The organism is Sphingobium sp. VMM, assembly GCF_056790315.1.
In genome coordinates, this window is sequence record NZ_JBXGSI010000001.1 from 172,053 (window position 1) to 195,075 (window position 23,023).

At 59.5% G+C, this 23,023-nt stretch carries 28 protein-coding genes; 18 read left to right on the forward strand and 10 right to left on the reverse strand.

Features of this window, described 5'->3' with window-relative positions; all coding sequences use genetic code 11:
* Positions 1-314: 314 nt before the first annotated feature.
* Positions 315-1,097: a transglutaminase-like domain-containing protein gene (locus ACUCV3_RS00850; protein ID WP_017503129.1), complete on the reverse strand. Its 783-nt coding sequence runs from the start codon at positions 1,095-1,097 to the stop codon at positions 315-317.
* 324 nt (positions 1,098-1,421) lie between these two features.
* Between ACUCV3_RS00850 and ACUCV3_RS00855 the strand changes: the two genes are divergently transcribed.
* From ACUCV3_RS00855 to ACUCV3_RS00890, 8 genes are all read left to right on the forward strand, one after another.
* Entirely contained in the window at positions 1,422-2,528 is a 1,107-nt protein-coding gene (locus tag ACUCV3_RS00855) for a glycosyltransferase family 4 protein (protein ID WP_017503130.1), read from the forward strand.
* Positions 2,525-3,445 carry a glycosyltransferase family 2 protein gene (locus tag ACUCV3_RS00860; protein WP_017503131.1) on the forward strand — a complete coding sequence of 307 codons (921 nt, stop codon included), beginning with the start codon at positions 2,525-2,527 and terminating at the stop codon, positions 3,443-3,445. The genes ACUCV3_RS00855 and ACUCV3_RS00860 overlap by 4 nt, the downstream gene beginning before the upstream one ends.
* Positions 3,442-4,491 carry a hypothetical protein gene (locus tag ACUCV3_RS00865; RefSeq protein ID WP_017503132.1) on the forward strand — a complete coding sequence of 350 codons (1,050 nt, stop codon included), beginning with the start codon at positions 3,442-3,444 and terminating at the stop codon, positions 4,489-4,491. The genes ACUCV3_RS00860 and ACUCV3_RS00865 overlap by 4 nt, the downstream gene beginning before the upstream one ends.
* The gene (locus tag ACUCV3_RS00870; RefSeq protein ID WP_017503133.1) at positions 4,488-5,594 is read left to right on the forward strand and encodes an acyl-CoA dehydrogenase family protein; all 1,107 of its coding nucleotides are present in this window, start codon (positions 4,488-4,490) and stop codon (positions 5,592-5,594) included. The genes ACUCV3_RS00865 and ACUCV3_RS00870 overlap by 4 nt, the downstream gene beginning before the upstream one ends.
* The gene (locus tag ACUCV3_RS00875) at positions 5,591-6,256 is read left to right on the forward strand and encodes a PIG-L deacetylase family protein (RefSeq protein WP_051035824.1); all 666 of its coding nucleotides are present in this window, start codon (positions 5,591-5,593) and stop codon (positions 6,254-6,256) included. Before ACUCV3_RS00870 ends, ACUCV3_RS00875 begins: the two co-directional genes overlap by 4 nt.
* Entirely contained in the window at positions 6,253-6,834 is a 582-nt protein-coding gene (locus tag ACUCV3_RS00880; RefSeq protein WP_017503135.1) for an SAM-dependent methyltransferase, read from the forward strand. Before ACUCV3_RS00875 ends, ACUCV3_RS00880 begins: the two co-directional genes overlap by 4 nt.
* Positions 6,834-7,739, forward strand: coding sequence for a glycosyltransferase family 2 protein (locus tag ACUCV3_RS00885; protein ID WP_293919451.1), 906 nt, complete (start codon positions 6,834-6,836; stop codon positions 7,737-7,739). Before ACUCV3_RS00880 ends, ACUCV3_RS00885 begins: the two co-directional genes overlap by 1 nt.
* A gap of 354 nt (positions 7,740-8,093) precedes the next feature.
* Positions 8,094-9,203: an extracellular catalytic domain type 1 short-chain-length polyhydroxyalkanoate depolymerase gene (locus ACUCV3_RS00890; RefSeq protein ID WP_445949892.1), complete on the forward strand. Its 1,110-nt coding sequence runs from the start codon at positions 8,094-8,096 to the stop codon at positions 9,201-9,203.
* Between the two features lie 7 nt (positions 9,204-9,210).
* Here the strand turns inward: ACUCV3_RS00890 and ACUCV3_RS00895 are convergent, their stop codons facing one another.
* The 4 genes from ACUCV3_RS00895 to ACUCV3_RS00910 form a co-directional block, all read right to left on the reverse strand.
* Positions 9,211-9,417 carry a DUF3253 domain-containing protein gene (locus ACUCV3_RS00895; protein ID WP_293922950.1) on the reverse strand — a complete coding sequence of 69 codons (207 nt, stop codon included), beginning with the start codon at positions 9,415-9,417 and terminating at the stop codon, positions 9,211-9,213.
* 82 nt (positions 9,418-9,499) lie between these two features.
* A complete protein-coding gene (locus tag ACUCV3_RS00900; protein WP_375188345.1) occupies positions 9,500-9,670 on the reverse strand; it encodes a DUF2256 domain-containing protein in 171 nt (56 codons plus the stop codon).
* A 13-nt stretch (positions 9,671-9,683) separates the two neighbouring features.
* Complete coding sequence (locus ACUCV3_RS00905; protein WP_017503139.1) at positions 9,684-9,941, reverse strand: hypothetical protein; 258 nt, start codon at positions 9,939-9,941, stop codon at positions 9,684-9,686.
* An 86-nt stretch (positions 9,942-10,027) separates the two neighbouring features.
* Positions 10,028-10,231 carry a hypothetical protein gene (locus ACUCV3_RS00910; RefSeq protein ID WP_017503140.1) on the reverse strand — a complete coding sequence of 68 codons (204 nt, stop codon included), beginning with the start codon at positions 10,229-10,231 and terminating at the stop codon, positions 10,028-10,030.
* A gap of 483 nt (positions 10,232-10,714) precedes the next feature.
* Here ACUCV3_RS00910 and ACUCV3_RS00915 point away from each other — a divergent pair, with 483 nt between their 5' ends.
* The gene (locus ACUCV3_RS00915; RefSeq protein ID WP_051035826.1) at positions 10,715-11,272 is read left to right on the forward strand and encodes a PRC-barrel domain-containing protein; all 558 of its coding nucleotides are present in this window, start codon (positions 10,715-10,717) and stop codon (positions 11,270-11,272) included.
* A gap of 307 nt (positions 11,273-11,579) precedes the next feature.
* On the opposite strand, the gene ACUCV3_RS00920 is transcribed toward ACUCV3_RS00915, so the two are convergent.
* The 3 genes from ACUCV3_RS00920 to ACUCV3_RS00930 all read right to left on the reverse strand — a co-directional run bounded on the left by ACUCV3_RS00920 (position 11,580) and on the right by ACUCV3_RS00930 (position 13,805).
* Complete coding sequence (locus ACUCV3_RS00920; protein WP_293922949.1) at positions 11,580-12,092, reverse strand: hemerythrin domain-containing protein; 513 nt, start codon at positions 12,090-12,092, stop codon at positions 11,580-11,582.
* Between the two features lie 113 nt (positions 12,093-12,205).
* Positions 12,206-12,862: a DUF6766 family protein gene (locus tag ACUCV3_RS00925; protein ID WP_017503302.1), complete on the reverse strand. Its 657-nt coding sequence runs from the start codon at positions 12,860-12,862 to the stop codon at positions 12,206-12,208.
* Positions 12,863-13,016: 154 nt separating this feature from the next.
* Positions 13,017-13,805: an alpha/beta hydrolase gene (locus ACUCV3_RS00930; protein WP_017503303.1), complete on the reverse strand. Its 789-nt coding sequence runs from the start codon at positions 13,803-13,805 to the stop codon at positions 13,017-13,019.
* Between the two features lie 290 nt (positions 13,806-14,095).
* On the opposite strand from ACUCV3_RS00930, the gene ACUCV3_RS00935 reads away from it, so the two are divergent.
* The 7 genes from ACUCV3_RS00935 to ACUCV3_RS00965 are packed head-to-tail and all read left to right on the forward strand — an operon-like array spanning position 14,096 to position 18,629.
* A complete protein-coding gene (locus ACUCV3_RS00935) occupies positions 14,096-14,671 on the forward strand; it encodes an SRPBCC family protein (protein WP_482240286.1) in 576 nt (191 codons plus the stop codon).
* Positions 14,671-15,861, forward strand: a complete 1,191-nt coding sequence (locus ACUCV3_RS00940; protein ID WP_017503305.1) for a zinc-dependent alcohol dehydrogenase — start codon at positions 14,671-14,673, stop codon at positions 15,859-15,861. The genes ACUCV3_RS00935 and ACUCV3_RS00940 overlap by 1 nt, the downstream gene beginning before the upstream one ends.
* Before the next feature lie 11 nt (positions 15,862-15,872).
* On the forward strand, positions 15,873-16,655 hold the full coding sequence (locus tag ACUCV3_RS00945) for an SDR family NAD(P)-dependent oxidoreductase (RefSeq protein ID WP_026109640.1): 783 nt from the start codon (positions 15,873-15,875) through the stop codon (positions 16,653-16,655).
* A gap of 9 nt (positions 16,656-16,664) precedes the next feature.
* Positions 16,665-16,847, forward strand: a complete 183-nt coding sequence (locus tag ACUCV3_RS00950; protein WP_026109641.1) for a hypothetical protein — start codon at positions 16,665-16,667, stop codon at positions 16,845-16,847.
* A gap of 28 nt (positions 16,848-16,875) precedes the next feature.
* Entirely contained in the window at positions 16,876-17,970 is a 1,095-nt protein-coding gene (locus tag ACUCV3_RS00955; protein WP_017503307.1) for a catalase family protein, read from the forward strand.
* Positions 17,971-17,981: 11 nt separating this feature from the next.
* Entirely contained in the window at positions 17,982-18,278 is a 297-nt protein-coding gene (locus ACUCV3_RS00960) for a hypothetical protein (RefSeq protein ID WP_017503308.1), read from the forward strand.
* A 39-nt stretch (positions 18,279-18,317) separates the two neighbouring features.
* Positions 18,318-18,629: a response regulator gene (locus ACUCV3_RS00965; RefSeq protein ID WP_081600982.1), complete on the forward strand. Its 312-nt coding sequence runs from the start codon at positions 18,318-18,320 to the stop codon at positions 18,627-18,629.
* A gap of 227 nt (positions 18,630-18,856) precedes the next feature.
* Here the strand turns inward: ACUCV3_RS00965 and ACUCV3_RS00970 are convergent, their stop codons facing one another.
* On the reverse strand, positions 18,857-19,429 hold the full coding sequence (locus ACUCV3_RS00970; RefSeq protein ID WP_017503310.1) for a DUF4142 domain-containing protein: 573 nt from the start codon (positions 19,427-19,429) through the stop codon (positions 18,857-18,859).
* 125 nt (positions 19,430-19,554) lie between these two features.
* Here ACUCV3_RS00970 and ACUCV3_RS00975 point away from each other — a divergent pair, with 125 nt between their 5' ends.
* Positions 19,555-19,989 (forward strand): DUF3597 domain-containing protein, encoded by a 435-nt coding sequence (locus ACUCV3_RS00975; RefSeq protein WP_026109643.1) that lies wholly within the window; start codon positions 19,555-19,557, stop codon positions 19,987-19,989.
* 107 nt (positions 19,990-20,096) lie between these two features.
* Here the strand turns inward: ACUCV3_RS00975 and ACUCV3_RS00980 are convergent, their stop codons facing one another.
* Positions 20,097-20,990, reverse strand: a complete 894-nt coding sequence (locus ACUCV3_RS00980; protein WP_026109644.1) for an SDR family oxidoreductase — start codon at positions 20,988-20,990, stop codon at positions 20,097-20,099.
* A 109-nt stretch (positions 20,991-21,099) separates the two neighbouring features.
* On the opposite strand from ACUCV3_RS00980, the gene ACUCV3_RS00985 reads away from it, so the two are divergent.
* Entirely contained in the window at positions 21,100-22,998 is a 1,899-nt protein-coding gene (locus ACUCV3_RS00985) for a glycoside hydrolase family 15 protein (RefSeq protein ID WP_313326191.1), read from the forward strand.
* Positions 22,999-23,023: the final 25 nt, after the last annotated feature.

The following is a 23,023-nucleotide window of genomic DNA, read 5'->3' on the forward strand; positions in this document are numbered from 1 at the left end:
TTCCTGCGGGCGCTTTTCATGCTCTGCTGCGCGGCTGACAAAGCTTTGTTCTGGTGCTGCAGGAGGGGGGGCTTTTCCAAGGACCCGCGCCGATCGAAAGGTCGAACAACGAGTTTTTCGCCACGTTTCAGGAGAATGACCGCACCTCCGCTCGGATGCACTATAGCAGATTCCGGTCCAACTTCGTCAGCTCGACTGCTCTAGACCGCTGATTCGACGCGTTTTCCGAGTCATCAGGTGATTCCATCTGATTAGAAAACGCTTTAGCGACCGCGATGCCGGCAGTCCGGTCAGCCGGGTCGAACCCGACGCCGTCACTCCAGGCAGGGCTCCACCGCGACATATTGATCGATCAACCTGGCGCCGCCAAACGTCGTGAGAAACGCGACGTCGGCTGCATCGCGGCCTACGCCGATCTTTGCCATGCCAGCTTCCCGCGCCATGCCCGTAGCATCGACAAGATGCCATTCTCCCTCAAGGAAAATCTCGGCGACCGCATGGAAATCGGGAGGCTCAACGCCAACGGCATAGACGCTCGCGATCCTGGCAGGAATACCGGCAGACCGGGCCAATGTAATCAAAAGATGCGCATAATCGCGACAAATCCCACGGCGCGAGATGAAGGTGTCGGCCGCAGTGGTCATGACGTCGCTTGAGCCGGGAACATAGCGCACATGGTGATGAACCCAGTCACGCATGGCTATGACAAGCTCGCCCCCCTGAAGCGTCCCGAACTCCTCTTCGACAAAGCTTTGGAAACGATCGGATTCGCAGTACCGAGACGAAAGCAGATAGGGAATGGTTTCACCGGGCAATTGATGCGGCGGCACCCTTTGCAACTGTCGGCAGTCAGCCAAATTACGGTTGACGACTATCCTGGCTCGATAGTCGACGACCATCTTACCGGACATCCGCAACCATATCCGCTCGCCGATACCGTCCTGCGCGGGAACATGGGCGATATGATCCGCCCGGGGAAGGATGAGGTCCTTCCATTCGATCGCCTGCTCAGGAATATCAGCGGCCTCGATCTGCAAGAGCAGGTCCGTTGGACCAGCCAGCTCGTAATCGAGATGAACATGGACGCTAAGTTTCATGCAAACTCCAAGCCTTGGGCGACTGAGCCGAACCGAAGACAAACTCCGATACATATCTAGAAATATCAAGTCTTTGTTCTGTGTGCTTCGCTACGCACCAGATATAAAAACAGCTCACTAAAAAAGTTGATCCAGCGCAGGCATAAAATGGACACGGCAAATCGCGGTTGCATTCGCCTTGGAAAATAAACCTAGGTTATAGATTGATCTGGATTATGAAGATTTCTGGTATTTAGATTCGGAATCTGAGGAAATTAATCGCGGCATTTGTGTTGAACGCTTGCCGATCGCAATCCTCGCGCATCGTCGCTGGGAGAGCGTGGAGTGCGTATCGCCATCATAGCCCATCTGAAATATGCTATCGGCGAGCCATTCGCTGGCGGTCTGGAAATGCACACGCATATCCTTGCCCGGTCGCTTCGGGAACGGGGCCATGACGTCACCCTTTTCGCTTCGACGCGATCCGACCCAAGTCTGGGGCTAGAAGCGATCTGCGAGGAAACGTCGCTTCTCGAGACCGGTATTGACGAGGCGAACGATGTCGCCTTCTTTCGTGAACACCATGCTTATCTGGACCTGATGACTGCGTTGCGGTCACGCTCATTTGACCTCATTCACAACAATTCCCTGCATTATCTGCCGGTCAGCATGTCCGAAACATTGTCGGTCCCCGTCGTCACCACCCTCCATACGCCGCCCTTCTGCTGGCTCGAGAGCGGGATCAGGCTCAATCGCGGACCAATGACCTATGTGGCGGTCTCCGAAGCGACGGCCGCGATGTGGCGCCATGTTGCGCATGCCCACCACGTCATTCCCAATGGTATCGACCTCAGGCATTTTCCCTACCAGCCCATTGCCAACCAGAAGCCCTATCTCATTTGGTATGGCCGGATTGTTCCCGAGAAGGGACTGGATTATGCGATCGACGCCTCGCGTCTGGCGGGGTTGCCCTTGCGGATCGCGGGACCGATCTCGAACCAGGGCTATTTCGATAAGCTCATCGCGCCCCGATTGGGAGGGGATGTCGAATATGTCGGGCATCTTTCTCACATCGCGTTGTCCAAGCTTGTAGGCGGTGCCGTCGCCGCCCTTTGCACGCCGCGCTGGGAAGAACCTTACGGTCTGGTCGTGGCTGAAGCGCTTGCCTGCGGTACCCCTGTCGCCGCATTCGCGCGTGGCGGCTTGCCTGCGCTCCTGACGCCCGATTGCGGCGTTCTCGCGGAACCGGACAATATTTCCTCTCTCGCATCGGCCGTACTTGCCGCCTCGCTACTCGAGCGCAGCGCCTGCAGGGCATATGCCGAGCATTATTGCTGCTCGCGGCGCATGGTCGACGAATATGAGGCTTTGTATCGGCATCTTGCGATGGCGCCGATCGCGATCCCGAATGCGCCGGATATTGGGCTCCCACCTGTCGCGGATGTCGCATGACGCAGGTCTGTATCTGTGTACCGGCCCGCAACGAGGCAGAGCATATCGGCCGCCTGATCAAAGCCTTGGCCCGGCAGGGAACAGGGGCGCCCTTCGCTGTCGCAATCTGCGTCAATAACAGCAAAGATGCGACATACGCCGTCGCACTCGACGCCGCGCAGCGCTTCAACGCCCGCTTCCCGCTCAAAATGATCCAGCGAGAGTTCGACCCCGTCCTTGCGCACGCCGGGTCTGCTCGCCGTGCCGCGATGGATCTTGGCGCCGAATTAGTGGGCCCGCGTGGTATGCTGATTTCTACAGACGCTGACTGCCGGCCTCCGGCAGACTGGGTCGATGCCAACCTTGCGCATTTCGCCCTGGATCGGATCATTGGCGGCCGGATCGAACTGGATGAGTTGGAGGCCGCTCAAGCACCGGAAATATTTTCGCTGCGTCGTCGCTTCGAGGCCTATTGGCGGACGGTGCGCGCAATCGAGGATGCGATCGATCCGGTTGATTGGGACATGCCGCCCCGGCATGGCGATCATACGGGCGCGAGCCTTGCGCTATCGGCAGATCTTTACATCCGCGCAGGCCGCGTGCCACTCCTTCGCACAGGAGAGGACCGTGCCTTGGTCGAAGCAGCGATCGAAGTGGGCGGCAAACTGGTTCACCCCAATGCCGTATGGACGCGGGCATCATCCCGCACCGTGGGGCGCGCCGATGGCGGCATGTCGGCTGATATGCGGCAATGGCTGGGCTGCGCACAGAGGGGAGACACACCTTTCGTCCCCGCTTTATCGCATTGGGAGGCGCGCGCACGATGGCGGTTTCAGGCCAGGCGCGAAATGAGCGCAGCGGCATTTGTAGAGGCGGAACGCACCCTGCCTGCATTGCCCTGTGACATGCCGCTTCCGAGGCCGGCCGCTATCTCATGAGCCGCCCGATCGGCTATTACGTCCATCATCATGGCGACGGTCACCGTCAACGCGCGATCGCACTTTGTCGGTCGCTGGGGAGCGTCACGCTGCTGGGGACCGGGCTGATGGCCCGGACTGAAGGCCTTCCCTGTCTTGAACTGCCTGATGACCGCCTCGATGATGGGTTCTGGGGTATCGACGGCTCCCAGCGGCCTTTGTCGCTCCATTATGCTCCGCTGGACCATGAGGGAATCCGGCAGCGCACCGCACTGATAGCAGCCTGGATCGCGCAGGCGCGGCCGCGCCTGATAGTGGTAGACGTATCGGCCGAGGTGGCAATGCTAGCCCGTCTCGCATCCGTGCCCACTGTTTATGTCCGTTTGAACGGCAGAAGACTTGATGCTGCACATCTTGAAGCCTTCCGCGGGGCAACTGCTCTGCTTGCCCCCTTCCATGAAGCTTTGGACGATGATGAAATCCCCGGCTGGATCCGCAAAAAGACCATCTACGCTCCTGGCATTGTCCGATCAGCGCGCAGCGAGGCAATTGAACGTGATGGCGACGTATTGATTGTCCTTGGGCGAGGGGGCGGCATTTCTGACGGGAATAGATGGGCCGAAATTGCCCGTGCGACACCCGAGCGTAAGTTTCGCATCATTGGCCCCTGCACGGCGCCTGCATCCTTTCCGGACAATCTGGAATTACGGGGATGGGTCGAAGATGCCGATGCACAGATCGCAGCCTCAGCGGTCGTTATCGGGGGTGGGGGAGACGGCGTTGTCAGCGCGGTATTGAGCGCGCGTCGTCCCTTCATCTGCGTGCCCGAACCACGTCCCTTTGACGAACAGGTATCGAAGGCGGAAAAGCTTTCGGCTGTAGGTGGCGCGATCGCATGCTTTGAATGGCCGCCAGCAGGCGACTGGCCGGGAATGATCAATCAGGCGATCGAGCGCGCCAGATGTTGGCCCGACTGCCTGATGGACACAGGTGGAGCCGAACCCATCGCCCGCTGGTTGAATGACCTTGCCGGCACATCGCCGGCAGACAGGAGTCGTGCTACGTGATCCCCGATATCCAAAGTCAGGACCCCGGAACGATCGATATTGTCGATCGGCTGGCAATATTGGGCGCGCGCTATGATGCGGCACCCAACTTCCCCTGCGAGAGCATGTCGGCCCTGATCGAAAGCGGGCACCATCGCTGGTTTGCCCCCCAAATATGCGGGGGCCTTCCCTTCGAAGACGAGGCAGCGCGCTGCCGTGCGATGGCGCAGGCCTTGCGCGAAGTGGGACGCGGCGATCTCAGCATTGCTCGGCTCTACGAAGGCCATGTCAACGCTTTGTCCCTGTTCGAATGGTATGGGGTGCCCGATCAGTTCCGCTGGCTGGCAAATGCCCTCGATCGCGGAGCATGGTTCGGAGTTTGGGCGACCGAGCCATCTCCCGGCGTCCGATTGACGCGAGAGACTGTTCCCTCGCTACTTGGCGAGAAGATATTTGCCAGCGGGGCTGGGGGGCTTGATTATGCGCTTGTAACGGCCGCGAGTGAAGGCGAGCACCGTCGGCTCGTCATTGTTCGCGCTGATGAGAAAGTCCGCGCGGACCTGTCAGGATGGCGTGTACGAGGCATGCGCGCGAGCGTGAGCGGACGCTATGTGCTGGACGACGTAACGGTCGAACCTGACATGCTGCTGGGCAAGCCAGGTGACTATGACCAGGATCCCCGTTTTACCGCCGGGGCATGGCGCTTTTGCGCCGCGCAGCTTGGTGGAATTGAAGCGCTCGTCACAGAAATTCGTCGCTCCATGCGCGACGCGGCGCGCGAGGATCCTGTCCAGCGCGCGCGGTTCGCCGATGCCACCGTTGCTGTCCGAACCGCTGGCTTCTGGGTGGCGGAAGCTGCACAGCGTTTCGCATCTGGTCATGACGATGCCGTCGCCGTGGCTCGGATGACACGCGGTGTCGTCGAGGACGCCGGGTTCATTGTAATGGAGGCCGCCGCGCGGATCCTCGGGACACAAAGTGCCCTAGACGGGCAACGTGCTGACAAGATCGTCCGCGACCTATCTCTCTATCTGCGGCAGGCAGGTCCAGATCATGCCCGCGATGAGGCCGCCAAGGCACTTCTCGACCACGATATCTGGGTTGAGGGCGAACGCTTGTGGTGAACACCGAGCTTCTTTCGCGCAGCCGCTGGTCGCAGGCGCGCTGGCTCATATTGGCACCCCATCCTGACGATGAGACGCTGGGGGCCGGCGCGCTGATAGCGCATTGCGCCGCCAGAGATCGATTAGGCGCTATCGTCTACCTGACCGACGGGGCGGGATCGCACCCCGAAGGTACGCCGCGCGTTGCGATCACCCGGCGCAAGGAAGCCCGGCACGCCATTGGGAGATTAAATGCTGCCGCCGCCCCGGCGATCTGGATGGGGTGGCGCGATGCCCAACCCCATCCTGTCGATAGCCAGATTTTCAGCCGAGATGCCGATAGACTGGCAGCGTTCATCCGCTGGCGCCGGATCGATGCGATTGCAGTGTCCGACTACAGCGAAACGCATTGCGACCATGTCGCCGCCTATCGACTTGCGAAGGCGGCGACGCGCCGGGCAAAGCGGCCAGTCACATTGTTCGCCTATCATGTGTGGAGCGATCCGCCGCCCTTTGCCCGACGGATTGCGACGCCTTCCATGGCTGTTGGACGCAGGCGACAGGCGCTTTTGGCGCATCGCAGCCAGATGTCGCCGATGATGGGCGATGGCTTCAGGCTCCCGCGCGAGAAGCTGCGCATGCCCGCACGGGACATACTGACATTGAGAAGGGATCGACAATGACCGTCACCAGCCTCAAGGCGGAATATTTCGATGACATATTCGCCTCAAATGATGATCCGTGGGATCTTGCATCCAGCAAATATGAAGCCGCCAAATTCGCCCATACCCATGATGTCCTGGCGGACCGCCGATATGCCCGTGCGCTTGAGATCGGCTGTGCCCATGGTGTTCTGACCAGCCATTTGGCGCCAATGTGCGATAGCCTGCTGGCAATCGATATCAGCACCAAGGCGCTCACAAAGGCGCGAGAGCGGGTGGGCGACCGTCCTGGCGTCACGCTCGCGCAGATGGCCTTTCCGCACGATACACCGGATGGCGAAGGCTACGACCTCGTCATTTTGTCCGAGGTCGCTTATTATTGGGACCTTGTAGATCTTGATCGGGCAGGTGAATGGTTGCGCGATCAGGTTGCTGCCGGCGGCCGTATAATCCTTGTCCATTATACCGGAGAGACTGATTACCCTCATAGTGGCGACGAGGCGGTCGAGGCTCTTTGGACCGAACTCGGTTCGAATTTCGAAGTGGAGCTGGCCGAACGGCACGACACATATCGACTAGACCTGTGGAAACGCTGCTAATGGGCGTTTCCGTCCTCACCATCGTTCGCAACCGTAGCCTGCATCTGGCGCAGCTTGTAGCCGGCTTGCAGCGGAGTGATCGTCAACCCAATGAACTGATCGTCGTCGATATGAGCGATGAACCGGTCACATTGCCACCGGCTCAGTTTCGCGTGCATATTGATCAATTCGAGGCCAACGGCCTCCCGCTGGCAGCGGCGCGAAATCGAGCAGCTTCGCTGGCCAGTCATGACAGGCTCGTGTTTCTGGATGTCGATTGCATCCCCATGCGACAGTGCATTGGGATCCTGGCTGATACCCTAAGCGAATATGATGCCCTTCTATGTGCGGATATCCGTTATCTTGGCCCAGATGATGCCCGCGACTGCTGGAACGAGACAGACTTGCTAAAGCGCGGTCGCGCGCATCCGGTGCGCTTATTTCCGGACAAAGGCTTAAGAGAAGAGGCTAATGCCGGACTGTTCTGGTCGCTTGCCTTCGCGCTGCGGCGCTCGACGTTCCAGGCGCTGGGCGGGTTCGATGAAGGGTTCATCGGCTACGGCGCTGAAGACACGGATTTCGGGTTCAGAGCAGTGGCAGCTGGCCTGAAGCTGCTATTTGTCGGTGAGGCCATAGCCTGTCACCAATATCATGACAGTCATGATCCACCGCTGCAGCATCTCGATGATATTGTACGAAATGCACGGCGCTTCCATGCGCGCTGGAAGCATTGGCCGATGGAGGGCTGGCTTGAAGCGTTTGAGCGTCTGGGCATCGTGCAGCGCCAAGGAGATAAGCTTGTCCAGCTTCGCGCACCGACACGAGCCGAGATGATGGGCTCAAAGGTTGAACCGGCAGACTGGACATCAGAACAAAGCCGTAACTATCACCATGCCGAACAGAGGGCTGACATTTCGCCCAAGTGACTGGCGGTTGCCCTACGTTGGGGTGGAATGGCGCCGAAGCCATCTTCCTGCCTAGCAAGACTGATTGCGTATCGTCATGGCCTGGCGCGCGGAGTCGCGGACCGCGCCGGGCAACCGCTCGCTCCTATCTCATGTTCGTAACTTAGCTCGCACGACGCGCCTCCATGAATATGCCGACAAATATATTGCTCTCGATATTATGAAGATCAGGGCGCCACGCCTTGCGTGCTGGCCGAACTCCCCCATATTGTGCGGTGCAGCATAAACAAATTGTCGCGAGTGAACGGCTGCTGTTGCAGGATAGGAGATTTTCGTATGTCTAGATTATCCGCTACAATCGCCCGATTGGCAGCCATGCGAGCCAGCCACTCGCTCCAGGCTCTATCCGCTGGTCCCAGTCGCCTGGTGGACCTCGATGCTTTTGGGACCAACCCAGGCGCGTTGAACGCCAAAATCTATGTGCCCGAGAAGATTGCTGAGAAACCGGCGCTGGTCGTCATATTGCATGGCTGCACGCAAACCGCCGAAGGCTATGATCGCGGCGCGGGCTGGTCACAATTAGCAAATGAGCACGGTTTCCTGCTGCTATTTCCAGAGCAGCGACGCGCAAACAACCCCAATCTCTGTTTCAACTGGTTCTCTCCCACAGACAATGGCCGCGATCTGGGCGAGGCGCTATCCATCCGACAGATGATCATGGCGATGGTGAATAGCCATGGGGTCGACCCGTCGCGCATATTCGTGACAGGTCTTTCAGCAGGGGGCGCAATGACCTCTGTCATGCTTGCCAGCTACCCGGAATTGTTTGCGGGCGGCGCGATCATCGCCGGCCTGCCGTACGGATTGGCGTCGAATATCTCGCAGGCGCTTGAAACCATGCGCGGATGTGGAGCTTTCGACGCGGAGGATCTGGGTGATCGGGTCCGTCGCGCGTCGGCCCATTCCGGCCCCTGGCCACGCATTTCGATATGGCACGGCAGCGCCGATGCGACAGTCAGCAGTTCCAATGCAGAGGCAATTCTTGCTCAGTGGTTGTCGGTCCACGGTCTTGAGCCGGCACCGGACGTTTCAGAGCAGATAGCGGGCCACCGCAGGCGCTCCTGGAACGATGCAGTCGGACGCCCGCTTATCGAGGATTATCGCATTGCCAAGATGGGCCACGGCACACCACTCTCCACGAGCGGGCCGGATGCTTGCGGCATGGCAATGCCGCATATGCTCGAAGCGGGTATCTCATCCACTCGCAGGATCGCATCGTCCTGGAACCTGTTAATAGCTGGCACGGAGCGCACTGTCGCGCAATCGGTCGGCAAAGCTCGGGAGGGCACACCGAGTCTGCCGGTATCAAAGGTAAATCGATTGGAAGCGTTGCCCTCCGAACCTTCATGCCCGACCATGTCAGGGAAGGCAGGCGTAGAAAAAGTCATCCACGATGCGCTCCGGGCTGCGGGCCTCATGCGCTGAGCAGATTTCACCTCATGGGTTGCATACGGCCGATCCGATAGGGACCATCGCGCGACGCCATGACTTTTCCCTTCCAACTCAGTTCGACCAACCCTTCGGCTACTAGCTGATCGATTGCGGCGTGGACGACCGGCATTTCTTCACGCCACGAGGGCCCTTTGGGATCAGCGTTCGCTTTACCGGCAACCATCCGTGCGACCTCGCTTGGACAGATTGTCGCCTGGCCCGTGCGGCGGCGAGCAAATGTAAAACCTTGTTTCGCGCATTCTCTATCCGCTCAAGGGCAATGTCAGAGGTCATCGGGTCAGGTAAGGATGGTGCCCGGCCTGAGGCGGTGCCAGGCGGGCAGCAACGCTCGGAACAGAATCTACCCGCGCCCAATACCGCGTCCATCTCGTGCGCCAGATGAACGAGGGTCCGCAGCCAGTGCAGATTTTCCAGGAAAGCTTCAGCTTGTGGTGGGTCATGACAGGATCAGGATTAGAGCCCGATCTCCTCGAGTGCCCGAGCGACCTCGGGGTCCAGGGCCTGGTCGGATTTGGGCGTCAGGCGGTTTAGCGCAGTACGCAGCCGCTGTTGTGCAACCTGCAATGTCTTGTGCCGAACCTCACGCGTGACGTTGGTTCGCCATGATCGGCTCTCGCCCAGCAGAGCTGCCCATTTCGCCTCTTCTGCCGCCAGGATCGACAGGGCCAGCCTCAGACCATCCCGGCGGCCACGCGCATAATCCTCTTCCATGACCACCACCTCGAAGATTTGACACTCCGTACATCGGCAGCGCGTGCCTCCGGCGAATGGCTCAGCGCAGCACTGTTGCCAAGCTATCAGCAGTTTGCATCATTTTCTGACTCGAAACCCTGAACAGCTTTCACAACGCCGTACCCAATGGCGGTCAGCAGACCGACCTTTACCACAGTACCGACAATGCGCGGCATGAAGTAACCGATAACGGCTCCCTTCGCGCCGCTGTCGCCGTCCCGCTGGTCCAGCTTGGACCCTATGACCGCACCGATGATTTCCGTGATCATAACCTGCTTCCTTGTTGAGATCAGAGGAGCGCGCGACATCGCGTGAGGTTCCACTGTTATCGACTGATGCGTACGAGGCAGATCGCCAATTGCGCAGCATCGACTGAAGCGGACTAGCGCCATCTCCTGCTTTATGACCCTCAGTTACCTTTGCGCAGGAACGCCGATCGACACTGGCACCGGAATTACGCGAGTCATACACGGAGCGCTCAGGCGTTGGGCGCCGTGTTATGAATTGTTCGGAGCGTTTTTGATCGCGACCATCGCCAAATGCCCCTTCCACCAGCGGAGCTTATTCTCGCGGGCCTGGTACGGCCCCTGCTCGGCAAAACCGCTGCCGCCGTATATGCAAAGAGAAATCTCAGAAATCTGCCTTCGATCCGGCACCAGCTAGACCGCCTCGCGTTGGTCGCTTCTCACCTATTGATCATGGAGCTACCAGAGTTGGAAGATCTCGCCGGTTGGATTGCCCCTGCCGCCACCATGATTGCGGCCATGATGACCGCAGCCAATCTGGGCGCACGCGTCACGGGCTGGGGTTTCGGGGTCTTCACCTTGGGATCGATCGCCTGGTCGATAGTCGGTTTCTCTTCGGGACAGACGAATCTGCTTGCCACCAACGGATTTCTAACTCTGGTCAATCTCATTGGCGTCTGGCGCTGGCTTGGCAAGCAGCGCGCCTATGAAGATGGCGGTAAGTCCGCCACCCTGGCAAGCCAGCGGTCCCTCTATCCAACGCTTTTCACCGCGACGAGCGTCGCTGGCATGCCGGTCGTTGATGCTGAAGGCGAGACAATCGGACATGCAGTCGAAGCCCTCGTGTCCTGCGAGAGCGGCAGGGTAAGTTACGTCGTGGTTGCGTCTGGCGGTTGGGCGGGCGTGGATGAAGAGCTTCGCGCTGTGGATTGGACGGATATGAACTTTGCCAGTGCTCGGCTGACCCTGCTGCGCTCACGCGCGTGGTTCGATCGTTTGGCACCGCTTCCCGAGGGAGAATGGCCCGCGGCACCGGCGGAGTTTGACGAGAGGCGGAGCAAATGAGGTTTCTTCACGACCTTTACGATACCGCCCATATCTGTGCCGGAATGTGAGCGCAGATCGCGGCCTCGACATGGCGGAAAGGGGCATTGCTGCTGTAACATATCCTTCCCCCAATTTCCGGGGACGGCCTGGAACTCGCCAGCGCCATCTGCAAGTATATCGGGGGAGATGTCGCCAGCGCTCTTCAGGCGGAGTCTTGCTACACGGAGAGGCTGACCGCTCCTGTGAAGGATCGCGTCGGATGGCGGTTGCAAGACATGAGCCGTCGCCATTTTCAGACGCCGGCCCATTGCGTTTTACCGGCTGATTAGGCTGCGAGCAGGTTCACAGCTGTCGGCTTTGCAGCGGGCAGCCCGTCTGCCTTTGCTTGCGCAAGCAATTCCTTCTTGCGTGCAGCCATCGCGTCGCGGAGTGCCACAAGATCGACATCCGTCTTCCGACACTGAGCGAACATGCCCTCCGACGGCATTTCCTCCTCATGGACATGATGCTTGATTTCTTCCGAAAGCACCTTGACCTTTGCATCGTAGAAAGCGTCGTCTGGCGACCCGGCCTCCAAATCGTTGATCAGCACCTTGGCGCCATCATGTTCGACATAGGCTTCGTCGAGCGTGTCGTCCTCGATCAACCCGCGGAAGGCGGGATAGAAGATTTCTTCCTCGATGAGCGTGTGGATTTTGAGCTCGACGCAAATCTCGTGCGCCAGCGCCTGCTTGCGGTCTGCGGATTTGGCACTCTCGAACTTCTCGAACAGATCCTCGACCTTGCGATGGTCGGCCTTTAACAGGGCGATCGCATCGGTGAATTGCGGCTCGGCCATCCTAATTCTCCTATGGGGTGATGGCCAATGAAGCAGTCGGCACCAATTATGGTTCCTCGCTAACGACTCGCAAAAAGGAAGGAGGCCGGGAGTATGGAGCCATCCACATCTGCTTACTCGCCCGTCTGACTATGAGGGGCTGCTACAGCCTTGGATTCCGGCGATTCCCGTTGGCGCAGAAAAATGGATAGAAGCACCAGAACGGCAGTCGAGAGAAATTCGCTTTGCCAGTTTTGGGAGGATTCAAACCAAAGCTGAGGATCGCCGAGATAGGCTATCGTTGTCAGCGGCTGTTCTCCATGTGCTATTGCATCCTGCGCTGCCACCCTGGCGCTTTGGCTCCAGTGGATGACAAAAGAGATGACGAAAAGGGCGGCCAGAGCCAGGCCGAGCGATTGCGCATAGAGAGCGCGCCAGATTGGCCCCCATCGCAGGATTTTCGGTGCACCGGGCTTGCTCGCCTGGAGATCGAGGTCTGCGTCTCGCGGCGGGCCGTCCGGGTCCTTGGATTCGGCCGAACCGCGCTGGACGAGGAAAGCGGTCAGCACCACATAGGCTGACATTTGCAGGAACTCGCTCTCCCAATTCTCAAAGACGCTGGAGAGAAATTCGGGGCTGAAGCTGTAGGCGCTGAGCGAAAGCGCCTGTTCGCCATGACGGTGCGCATCTTCGACCTGAACATGCCAGCCCGCGATCCATTGTCCGATAATGCTCGCCCCAAACAACAACAGCAGGACGAGCGTCAGTCCGTTGTTCCGCACCATGACCATCTTCCAATCCTCATGATCCTTTGGGTGACGGCTTGCTGGCTCGCGGACCGTCGGTAAAGATTGCCACGTAACACCCCGGGTGCAGCGGTCCGGGGTCGAATGGACAAGTCTGCGCCGGTTCGCACGGCGCTCGCCTTCGGGCCGGCGGGGGCTATCAGATGATCGCGCCGGCGCTGGTTGCGGCGCTGTTGGGCTCGATAAACTGGTAGGCGGCTTCCGCGACATCCTGCCAGCCCGGTTCATTGCAGATATAGTGGCTGCGGCCGGCGAAGGGCAGAAACTCCGTCAGGCTCGCTACGTCCGTGTAGGCCCTGAAATTTTTCTCGCTAAGATGTGCGGGAATGATCTGATCCTCTTCACCGCCGATCAGCAGCAGGGGCGCGTGCGGCGCATCGAGATCGATCCGGCCATCTTCGCCCATGCAATCGCGCAGAATGTTGCGGCTGTCATGCGTCGCCGTCGCCTCGAATTCGGCTGCTGCGTCCGGTGGGCTCAAACTATTGGCGAACGCATCACGGAAGGTCTTCTCGTCCATGAGCACAGGCGCATTGCCCTTCAGAGGGTTTGCGATGATCGCGCTGTTTTTGATGAAGCCCCAATCGAGATCGATAATTGCGTTGGGGGCGACCGAATTGATGGCAACGCCGCTCGACAGCAATCCGCGACTGAGCAGGATCTGGGTGATGAGCCCGCCGACCGAATGACCGATCATGATCGGCAGGTCGTAACGACGCACCTGGGCCTCGACCGCTTCGATCACCTCGCGAAGGCGAAGGTCGCCCAGACCTTCAGGCGGGTTCTCACGCAGATCGAGTGGGTTTCCTGCGTGAAGCGGCCAGGCCGGTGCCACGCACTCATAGCCCTTCTCGCTGAAATAGTGGGTCCATTTGCGCCAGCTGACAGGATTTTGAAACATGCCATGGACGAATATCACGGTTTTCATGGATCACTCCTCGACTGGTGGGGGACGCCCAGGCGAACGGTCCAGGCTACCGTCCGTTCCAGTGCCAGAGAGCAGGGCATTCACGCCTGAAGACCCTCGTGCGGCCGTTTATCGCGCAACCCGGCGCCCGCTGTGGCTCCAACACTGATCTCCATCAATAAGATTTATCCCCGTGTTTATGGGACTATTGCTGCGGCAGTCGCGTTGAGTAGCGGCGAGACCAAGGCTCGCTTTTGCTGCGCCCATCCATGTTGGCGCAGCCTATTTCCCATGCCCAAGGAGCTATGCCCATGAGTCATGCGACAGACGATGCCCCTGCGGCCACTGCAAAGTCGAACGAGCAGAAGAAAGAGGCTTCAACCGCAATCGAGGGGGCGGATCATGGAAGCCTCATTGGCAAGTCCGTGACCATCAACCGCCCTCGCGCCGACCTCTTTGCCTATTGGCGCGACTTCACCCGGCTGCCCAGCTTCATGGAGAATGTGGAGCGCGTGGACGTCCTCGCCGCTGGACGCTCCCACTGGGTGGTGAAGGCGCCGGCGGGAAAGACCGTAGAATGGGACGCGGTCATCACCGAAGAGATAGACGGTGAGCTGATCGCCTGGGCTTCTGTCGAAGGCGCTGACGTCCCCAATAGCGGTCGAATCGAATTTCGCGACGCGGGCGAGCGCGGCACGATCGTCACGGCTACCATCACCTATGATCCGCCCGCCGGCTTCATCGGCAAGATCGTCGCCAAGATGTTCCAGCGCGAACCGGCCATTCAGGCGCGGCGCGATCTGCGGCGGTTCAAGCAGCTCATGGAAACCGGCGAGGTCGCCACTGCCGCCCGCACAGCACAGCAATTTGCCGAGGAGAAGAACTGATGCGCGCGCTAACCTGGCACGGCAAGCATGATGTCCGCGTCGATACCGTCGACGACCCTGAAATCCTCAATCCGCGCGACGCCATCATCAAGATCACCTCGACCGCCATATGCGGTTCGGACCTGCATCTTTATGATGGCTACATCCCGACCATGAAAGCCGGCGACATCCTTGGCCATGAGTTCATGGGCGAAGTGGTCGAGACCGGTGCAAAATCGACGTTGAAGAAGGGGCAGCGGGTCGTGGTGCCTTTCACCATCGCCTGCGGGAACTGCTACCATTGCGGCAAGCATCAATATTCCGCCTGCGATAACGGCAATCCCGCCGACAATCAGGATATCGGCCGGGAAATGTATGGCCAACCAATGTCCGGACTGTTCGGCTACAGCCATCTGACCGGCGGCTATGCAGGTGGGCAAGCCGAATATGTCCGTGTGCCATTTTCCGACGTCGGGCCGATCGTCGTTCCCGATGGGTTGGATGATGACCAGGTCCTTTTCCTCTCCGATATTCTCCCAACCGGCTGGCAGGCGGCCGAATATGCCGATATCGAGCCGGGCGACACCGTCGCGGTCTGGGGCTGCGGACCGGTCGGCCTGTTCGCGGTCCAGTCCGCCTTCCTGATGGGCGCGCATCGGGTGATCGCGATCGACCATTTCCCGCATCGCCTTGAGCTAGCGAAGCGCTTCGGCGCGGAAACCATCAACTATGAAGAAACGAAGACATATGAGGCGCTGATGGAGATGACTGGCGGCATCGGTCCCGACGCAGTCATCGACGCCGTTGGCCTCGAAGCGCACGGCTTCTTCCTCGACAATGTGGTCGATCAGATCAAGGCGTCGATGTTTCTTGGTACCGACAGAACCCATTCGATCCGACAGGCGATCCATGCCTGCCGCAAGGGCGGCCGCGTTTCCATGCCGGCCGTCTATGGCGGCTTTGTCGATAAATTCCCGCTGGGCGCCTTCATGGAGAAAGGGCTGACGCTCAAGACCGGCCAGACCAGCGTCCAGCATTATATGCCCGCACTTTTGAATGCGATCGTCGAAGGGAAGATCGACACGACCTTCCTCATTTCGCATCGGATGGGGCTGGAGGATGCTCCCATGGGCTACAAGATGTTCCACGACCAGCAGAATGAAGTGACCAAGATCGTGCTGAAGCCCGCCTTTGATCGCGTTGCGGCGTGAGGAGAAAAGACATGGCTAGTAAATTCGCAATCATCTCCGGCGCGTCCAGCGGGATTGGCGCTGAATTGGCAAAACTGGCGGCCGCAGATGGCTATGATCTCCTCGTGGTTGCCGACACGCCCTTTGCCGATGCCTCGGCTGGACTCGCAAGTTTTGGTGTCGCGGTCGATACGCTCGAGGTCGATCTTTCTACCGTACAGGGCGTCGATCAATTGCTCGATCGTGCCGGCGGGCGACAGGTGGACTTGCTCTGCGCCAATGCCGGGCATGGCCTGGGACATGCGTTTCTCGACCAGCAGCTATCCGATTGGCGCCATGTCATAGACACCAACATCACCGGGACCATCTACCTCCTTCACAAGGTGCTCAGTCCGATGGTGGCGCGCGATGCGGGAAAGATCCTCGTCACTGGCTCGATCGCTGGATTCATCCCCGGCAGCTTCAACGCGGTCTACAACGGCACCAAGGCTTTCATCGACAATTTCACCGAAGCGCTGCGCAATGAACTCAAGGATCATGAGGGCGTCACGCTGACGACGCTGATGCCCGGCGTGACCGATACGGAATTTTTCGACCGCGCCGGCCTGGGAACCGACACTTCAGTGGGTGCCGACGACAACAAGGCCGATCCGGCCAAGGTTGCAAAGGATGGCTGGGACGCGCTCTTGGCGGGAAAGGGCCATATCGTTTCGGGCTTTTCGAACAAGCTGCAGGTCGCAGCAGCGGGTATAGTGCGACAATCGTTTTTGGCTGAGCAGCATCGCAAGATGGCTGAGCCCGGCAGTGCGCAATAGGAGGCCAGAATGTCCAAGGATACCAGTAGAGTAGCGCGAGGACCGCTCGGCGATGCCCGTCCGGACCATGAGGCTGAGGATGATCGGCCCAAGGGGAAACCCTCCGAAAAGGTGGAGGACCGGCCCAATGTCGGCACGGTAAAACCCGAGGATTATCCGGCCGAGGATCGCGACAACGCGCGCCCGGATTGAGATGTTTCAAACTATCGCCGGAGGCCCGATGAGCAGCCCGATCCCCTATACGACCGACATCGAGCGGATTGACCAGGATGAGGCGGACGTAAATGCCGAACTGGCGGACACTTTCCGCCAGATCATCGAGACCACATATCGTGATCTGGGCCACGGGTTTCGCGGTGTCCATGCCAAGAGCCATGCCCTCCTTCAGGCGCGCGTTCGCGTGCTTGAAGGATTGCCGCCTCACTACGCGCAAGGCGTTTTTGCCGAGCCGAAGAGCTTTGATGCTTTGGTAAGAATATCCACTGGTGCTGGCGATATATTGCCTGACAGCGTCTCATTGATCCGTGGCTTTGCCATCAAGCTCGTCGGCGTCGAAGGCGAGCGGCTGGCAGGGAGCGAAGGCGACAGTACACAGGACTTCCTGTTCGCCAATGGTGTTGCCTTTCCGACCCCGGGTCCAAAGAAGTTCCTCGCGAACCTGAAGCTGCTCGCCAAGACCACCGACAAGGTCGAAGGACTCAAGAAGGCAGTATCTGCCGTCTTTCGAACGGCCGAGAAGGGCGTCGAAGCACTGGGCGGGGAGAGTGCCTTGCTCGAACAGCTTGGCGGCCATCGCCACACCCACCCCCTTGGCGAGAGCTTCTTCACCCAGGCGCCGATCCGTTATGGCGACTATATCGCCAAACTTGGCGTCGTCCCGCTCTCAGAGAATTTCAAGGCGCTCGAAGATCAGGAAATCGACATCGCCGGTCGTGACGATGCGCTGCGCGAAGAGATTGCCAGCCTGCTGGCGGCGCAAGGCGGTGAATGGGAAATACGCGTTCAGCTTGCCCGTGATCTTGCTGCCAATCCGATCGAGGATGCGTCGGTTGCCTGGCCTGACGAGGACAATCCCTATGTTGCGGTCGCGGTCATCAGCATTGCGCCACAGCCGAGCTGGACTTGGGGCAGAGCGCGGGTGCTCGACGATCAGACAGCGTTCAATCCTTGGCATGGGATCAAGGCGCATCGTCCGCTCGGTGCGGTGATGCGAGCGCGCAAAGTGGCCTATGCTGCGTCGTCCGAGCTGCGCGGGCGGTTGAACGGCTGCCCTTTCCATGAGCCGTCAAATGCGCAGCTACCCGATGCCGAATAAGGAGAGATGCGATGCCGAAAGGTGACAAGTCGAGCTATAGCGACAAGCAGAAACGCAAGGCCGCCCATATCGAAGAGGGCTATGAGGATCGCGGCGTTTCCCACAAGGAGGCCGAGCGCCGCGCCTGGGCAACGGTCAATAAGGAATCGGGCGGCGGAAACAAATCGGGTTCCGGACGCGGCAAGGCTGAAAATCATGACAGTTCGCGCAAGGGCGGACGCAAAGGCGGTTCCAGCCAGAGCGCTTCCGACCGGTCGGCTGCCGCGAAAAAGGGTTGGGAAACGCGGAGACGTAAAGGCGCCGCGTGAATTCCTGCTCCATGGGCAATCATAACCAGACACCACCAGATCGGCCGATTTGCGTCTCAACTGCTTGGCGATCCGGGGTTTGTAACCCAACGGACAGCCGATGCGCTCGAGGTGATCGCCATTTTGGAAATCGCTCACGACGATGTCGATATCATATTCTCGGATGTCGTCATGCCGGGCATGAATGGCGTGGAACTGGGCAAGAAAATCCGTGCGCGCTGGCCCGACAAGACAATAGTGCTCACCAGCGGCTATGGCCATGCCCTGGCCGAATATAGCGGGCACGGATTTCCGCTTCTCCATAAACCGTATTCGGTATTATCTCGCATCCTCCGCGATGCGGCCGCCTGAGATTGGCCCGCGCTCTTGATGTAAGAATATGAAGGCGTCGCCGCGTTGCGTGTCGGGTGCCTTCATGAGGATGAACGCGCGATTTCCTCGACGCGGCATTTGCTGGCAGGGCCAAAAGCCCCTTCGATCTGCCTCATGCAAGATCGAAGGGGCAGGGAGCCGGGTCATGGGCGATCACCGCCATGGCCCGTCCGTACACGCAGAAATTCTGAAAAAGGAACCTTCGCTCAGGACTTGAGACCCTTCGCCATGTTGAGATGTGCGGTGACGATGGGAACAAGCTTGGTCGCGAACTCCTTCAACGAGGGGACGTCACCATTGGCCGAATAGGCTTTGAGCGTGTCGAGCGTCTCCTGATGTCCCCTGGTCTGCGCTTCGATATAGGCGGCATCAAAGTCGGCACCTTTCTTGCCCTTGAGCGCATCGAGTGACTGTTGCTGCTCGGAAGTCAGGATTGGTTTGGGCACGATAGCCGGGGACGCGGCGCTCGCAGCCTGGCCAAGCTTAGCCGTTGAATCGGTATGCGCCTTGATCATCGACTCCGCGAATTTCTTGACGGACGTCGACTGGCTGTTGGCTTGCGCCAATCTCGAGCTTTCGATTTCGAATGTATCGTTCGATGCTGCCGCATTGGCGAACATCTGGCCTGTGCTCTCCGCAACCGGCGCCGGTTCGAAGGCGTTGACGCTGTTCATCGGCACTGCCGCGGCGTTGTTGGGCGTCGTATCGACCTTCTTGCCGCATCCGCCAAGTAACAGCGCTGCCAATGATATCGCCACCGTCGCGAACTGCATTTTCATCGATCGTCTCCCGGATCATCCTCTGTCGGAACGTCAACCCTCCGCGTCCAAGCTCGTTCCCATGGGAGCCTTCTTTGCCACCCGCCGTTTGGTGATGATTGAACCATCACATGGAGGACAGGAACATGGGCATCTTCAGTAAGATCAGAGACAAGATTTTTGGTCATGATGACCAGAAGGCAAGCAATGGCGCTCCTGCACCGGCCACGAATGTTCAGACCGCCAGCCCGACCCCGCCAGCCATTACGCCCCCTGCGTCGCCCGCCACGGCCACCGCCTCACCTGAGGCAGCCTCGCTGCCGCAGGTCGATGTCGGCGTGGTCCTTTCGGCCATGGCCGACGCTAGGGGCGGCGGTGGAAATTACCAAAGTTCGATCGTCGATCTGCTGAAGCTCCTCGATCTCGATTCCAGCCTTACAGCGCGCAAGCAACTGGCCGACGAGCTGGCTGTTCATGAGGGCGCTGACGGCAGCGCAGAGCAGAATATCGCGCTGCACAGGGCAGTGATGGCGAAACTCGCTGAAAATGGCGGCGTGGTTCCCGATAGCCTGCGCGACTAAGGCCTCTGGCCGTGCCGCTCCTTCTTGAGGTGGCGGCCCGGCGTTAACCTCTCAGAACCATATCTGTCGGGACGTTGGCCCCGCGGTGACGCGGGGCCATACTCGCTTCAAGCGATCCCTGCGCCGCCGGTCACGCCATAGACTTCACCGGTGATATAGCTGCCCTCCTGCGAGGCCAGCAGCACATAGACGGGCGCGATCTCGACCGGCTGACCAGGGCGGCCGAACTGGCTCTGCTCACCGAACTTGGTGACCTTGTCCTGCGGCTGACCGCCACTGGATTGCAAGACCGTCCAGAATGGACCGGGGGCAACCACATTTGCCCGGATGCCCTTTTCGATCAGCTGCTTGGCCAGAGCCTTGGTGTAAGCGACGATGCCCGCCTTTGTCGTGGCATAATCGAGCAATATGGCAGAGGGCTCATAGGCCTGGACGGAGGCGGTGGTGATCACCGACGCACCTGCGGGAAGATGCGGCACAGCGGCCTGTGTGATCCAGTGCATGGCGTAGAGATTGGTCTTGAGCGTGCGGTCGAAATCTTCCGAGCTCACGGCCTCCACGTCATCGCGAAATTGCTGGCGGCCAGCGTTGATGACAAGAATGTCAAGCCCGCCAAGGCCATTCACCGCCTCATCGACGAGCTTGCGGCACCAATTCTCGTCCGTAATGTCGCCAGGCAGCGCGACCGCCTTGCGGCCTTCTGCTTCGATCAGGGCGATGACCGTCTTTGCGTCTTCCTCTTCGCTTGGAAGATAGGAGATGGCGACATCGGCGCCCTCGCGCGCATAGGCTATCGCTGCGGCTCTGCCGATGCCGCTGTCGCCGCCAGTGACCAGTGCCTTGCGGCCCTTGAGTTTACCCGAGCCGGCATAGCTTTCCTCACCATGATCAGGCTTGGGATCCATGTTCGCGGCGATGCCGGGAACCGGTTGCGGCTGCTCGGGAAATGGGGGCTTGGGATATTGTGCGCGCGGGTCCTGCATGGTGAGACGCTCTGCCATGTTCGCTCCTTGCTGATGGGGATGATGGACGACAGTCCAGTTTGCCGTTCTAGGCGACACGGCAAACTACGAGCCGCAGAGCCATCCAGTTCCACACCGGCTCAGCAGGATGGCAATCTTATTCATAGTTCTGATCTGGATCAGGAAAACAGGCCGCCTCTCGTGCGTTCTCCCCTGCAATCAGTTAAAGGGAATCGTCGCTATCAACATAATCCGGCTCGACAACGCTCGCCCCCGGCGCGACGCGGAAAACTACCTCCATCTCGAACATTATGGGGCCCTGGGCGATGGCCGGACGGTGGCCCTGAGCGGTAGCGATGGGTCGCTCGACTGGTGGTGTGTCCCCAATCTCGATTCTCCGCCCCTGTTCGACAAGTTGGTTGACCCGCAGGAGGGCGGTTATTTCGCCATCACGCCTCGTGAAGCGTTCGAGGTCGAGCGGGCATATCGTCCAGAGAGTAATGTCCTCGAGACTATATTCACGACCGCTGGCGGTAAGGCGCGAATGGTCGAAACGCTCAACAGCGGTTCTGCGGGGCGCTTGCCCTGGTGCGAATTGGCGCGACGTATCGAGGGGCTGGAAGGCTCGGTACATTTCGACATCGCGTTGAGGCTTGGCCATCGGGCGGGAACCGCTTCGCCCTATATGCAGAAAGTCGGTGGCCATGATGTTTTCCATGTCGGCGGCGTGCTGGGTCTCTTTCTGCGGGGATCGGGCGTGATCATCGAGCATCTGGGCGATAGTGGGGCGACCGCAAGTTTGACGATCGAGGCGGGCCGGAGGGAGCTGCTCGCGATCGTGGCGGGCGAAGACGAGCCGCTGGTTGCGCCTTCGCTTGACGAAATAGATGCCCGGATCGATGGCTCGGATGACGAATGGCGCACATGGGCGAAGACGGTCCAATGTGACGGACCATGTCGGGAGGCATTGGTCAGAAGTGCCCTGGCCCTCAAACTCCTGCTCTTTTCGCCCAGTGGAGCGATCGCAGCAGCGGCGACCACCTCTCTTCCTGAACGGATTGGCGGACCGAAAAATTACGACTATCGCTTCGCCTGGGTCCGCGACGCAGGCTATACCATCAACGCCTTCCTGCGCGTTGGTGCCCAGGCGGAGGCTAAGGCTGCTCTGACCTGGTTGCTCAAGCAAATCGAGGAAGTGGGGCCGCGCGTCTGCTATTCGATCTGGGGCGGCGCAGCTTCAGACGTCCGGACAGTCGACCTGCCCGGCTATCGCCGTTCACAGCCGGTTGTTGCTGGAAACCGCGCCACGGATCAGCGGCAGCATGGAATTTATGGCGATATCTTCGAGACCGCGGCATGCTTCGTAGACCATGGCAATATTCTGGACGCGCGCAGCGCAGAGATATTGGCCCATCTTGCCGATCAATGTGCGGACATCTGGCGCCAGAAGGATAGCGGCATCTGGGAGCTTGCCCAGGAGCAGCATTATACCATGTCGAAAATCAGTTGCTGGCAGGCTCTGGCCCGCGCCGTCGAGCTGGCTGACGCAGGACAATTGCCGACGACTTGCCGCGATCGCTGGTCACGCGAACGAGACAGGATCGAGGCCTGGATAACGGAACATTGCTGGTCCGAGAGCCTGGGCGCCTATAGTTTCTATCCAGGCTCGGATCGCCTCGATGCATCCCTCGCCCTTGCTGTGCGCTTTGGATTCGATGGACGGGATCGCCTGCGTCGAACGGTCGAGGCGATCGATCGGGAGCTCGGCTTTGGACCCTATCATTATCGCTATTCGGGAGCAGAGAAAGAAGAAGGCTGCTTCCTCGCCTGCACCTTCTGGATGGTCGAGGCCAAAATTCTACTCGACCAGCCTGAAGCGGCGTCCAGGGCATTTGCCGAAGCGATTGAGGGACTGGCGCCCACAGCTGGCGTATATCCTGAAATGATCGACCCTGTGTCAGGCCAATATCTGGGCAACATGCCGCAAGGACTGACCCATCTGGCTATTATTCAGGCTCTCATGTCGCTGGAGGCTAGCAGAGGCTAGGCTCCAGCGAACAGGGCCAGCTTCC

What these genes read in the sequence shown, in the direction of transcription:
- ACUCV3_RS00950 (WP_026109641.1), top strand. Translation starts at nt 16,665, where the DNA reads ATGTCCAAGGATACCAGTAGAGTAGCGCGAGGACCGCTCGGCGATGCC.
- ACUCV3_RS00885 (WP_293919451.1), top strand. Translation starts at nt 6,834, where the DNA reads ATGGGCGTTTCCGTCCTCACCATCGTTCGCAACCGTAGCCTGCATCTG.
- ACUCV3_RS00935 (WP_482240286.1), top strand. Translation starts at nt 14,096, where the DNA reads ATGAGTCATGCGACAGACGATGCCCCTGCGGCCACTGCAAAGTCGAAC.
- ACUCV3_RS00905 (WP_017503139.1), bottom strand. Translation starts at nt 9,941, where the DNA reads ATGGAAGAGGATTATGCGCGTGGCCGCCGGGATGGTCTGAGGCTGGCC.
- ACUCV3_RS00920 (WP_293922949.1), bottom strand. Translation starts at nt 12,092, where the DNA reads ATGGCCGAGCCGCAATTCACCGATGCGATCGCCCTGTTAAAGGCCGAC.
- ACUCV3_RS00940 (WP_017503305.1), top strand. Translation starts at nt 14,671, where the DNA reads ATGCGCGCGCTAACCTGGCACGGCAAGCATGATGTCCGCGTCGATACC.
- ACUCV3_RS00980 (WP_026109644.1), bottom strand. Translation starts at nt 20,990, where the DNA reads ATGGCAGAGCGTCTCACCATGCAGGACCCGCGCGCACAATATCCCAAG.
- ACUCV3_RS00955 (WP_017503307.1), top strand. Translation starts at nt 16,876, where the DNA reads ATGAGCAGCCCGATCCCCTATACGACCGACATCGAGCGGATTGACCAG.
- ACUCV3_RS00960 (WP_017503308.1), top strand. Translation starts at nt 17,982, where the DNA reads ATGCCGAAAGGTGACAAGTCGAGCTATAGCGACAAGCAGAAACGCAAG.
- ACUCV3_RS00860 (WP_017503131.1), top strand. Translation starts at nt 2,525, where the DNA reads ATGACGCAGGTCTGTATCTGTGTACCGGCCCGCAACGAGGCAGAGCAT.
- ACUCV3_RS00880 (WP_017503135.1), top strand. Translation starts at nt 6,253, where the DNA reads ATGACCGTCACCAGCCTCAAGGCGGAATATTTCGATGACATATTCGCC.
- ACUCV3_RS00900 (WP_375188345.1), bottom strand. Translation starts at nt 9,670, where the DNA reads ATGACCCACCACAAGCTGAAGCTTTCCTGGAAAATCTGCACTGGCTGC.
- ACUCV3_RS00865 (WP_017503132.1), top strand. Translation starts at nt 3,442, where the DNA reads ATGAGCCGCCCGATCGGCTATTACGTCCATCATCATGGCGACGGTCAC.
- ACUCV3_RS00975 (WP_026109643.1), top strand. Translation starts at nt 19,555, where the DNA reads ATGGGCATCTTCAGTAAGATCAGAGACAAGATTTTTGGTCATGATGAC.
- ACUCV3_RS00970 (WP_017503310.1), bottom strand. Translation starts at nt 19,429, where the DNA reads ATGAAAATGCAGTTCGCGACGGTGGCGATATCATTGGCAGCGCTGTTA.
- ACUCV3_RS00985 (WP_313326191.1), top strand. Translation starts at nt 21,100, where the DNA reads ATGGCAATCTTATTCATAGTTCTGATCTGGATCAGGAAAACAGGCCGC.
- ACUCV3_RS00910 (WP_017503140.1), bottom strand. Translation starts at nt 10,231, where the DNA reads ATGATCACGGAAATCATCGGTGCGGTCATAGGGTCCAAGCTGGACCAG.
- ACUCV3_RS00915 (WP_051035826.1), top strand. Translation starts at nt 10,715, where the DNA reads ATGATTGCGGCCATGATGACCGCAGCCAATCTGGGCGCACGCGTCACG.
- ACUCV3_RS00945 (WP_026109640.1), top strand. Translation starts at nt 15,873, where the DNA reads ATGGCTAGTAAATTCGCAATCATCTCCGGCGCGTCCAGCGGGATTGGC.
- ACUCV3_RS00890 (WP_445949892.1), top strand. Translation starts at nt 8,094, where the DNA reads ATGCGAGCCAGCCACTCGCTCCAGGCTCTATCCGCTGGTCCCAGTCGC.
- ACUCV3_RS00850 (WP_017503129.1), bottom strand. Translation starts at nt 1,097, where the DNA reads ATGAAACTTAGCGTCCATGTTCATCTCGATTACGAGCTGGCTGGTCCA.
- ACUCV3_RS00925 (WP_017503302.1), bottom strand. Translation starts at nt 12,862, where the DNA reads ATGGTCATGGTGCGGAACAACGGACTGACGCTCGTCCTGCTGTTGTTG.
- ACUCV3_RS00930 (WP_017503303.1), bottom strand. Translation starts at nt 13,805, where the DNA reads ATGAAAACCGTGATATTCGTCCATGGCATGTTTCAAAATCCTGTCAGC.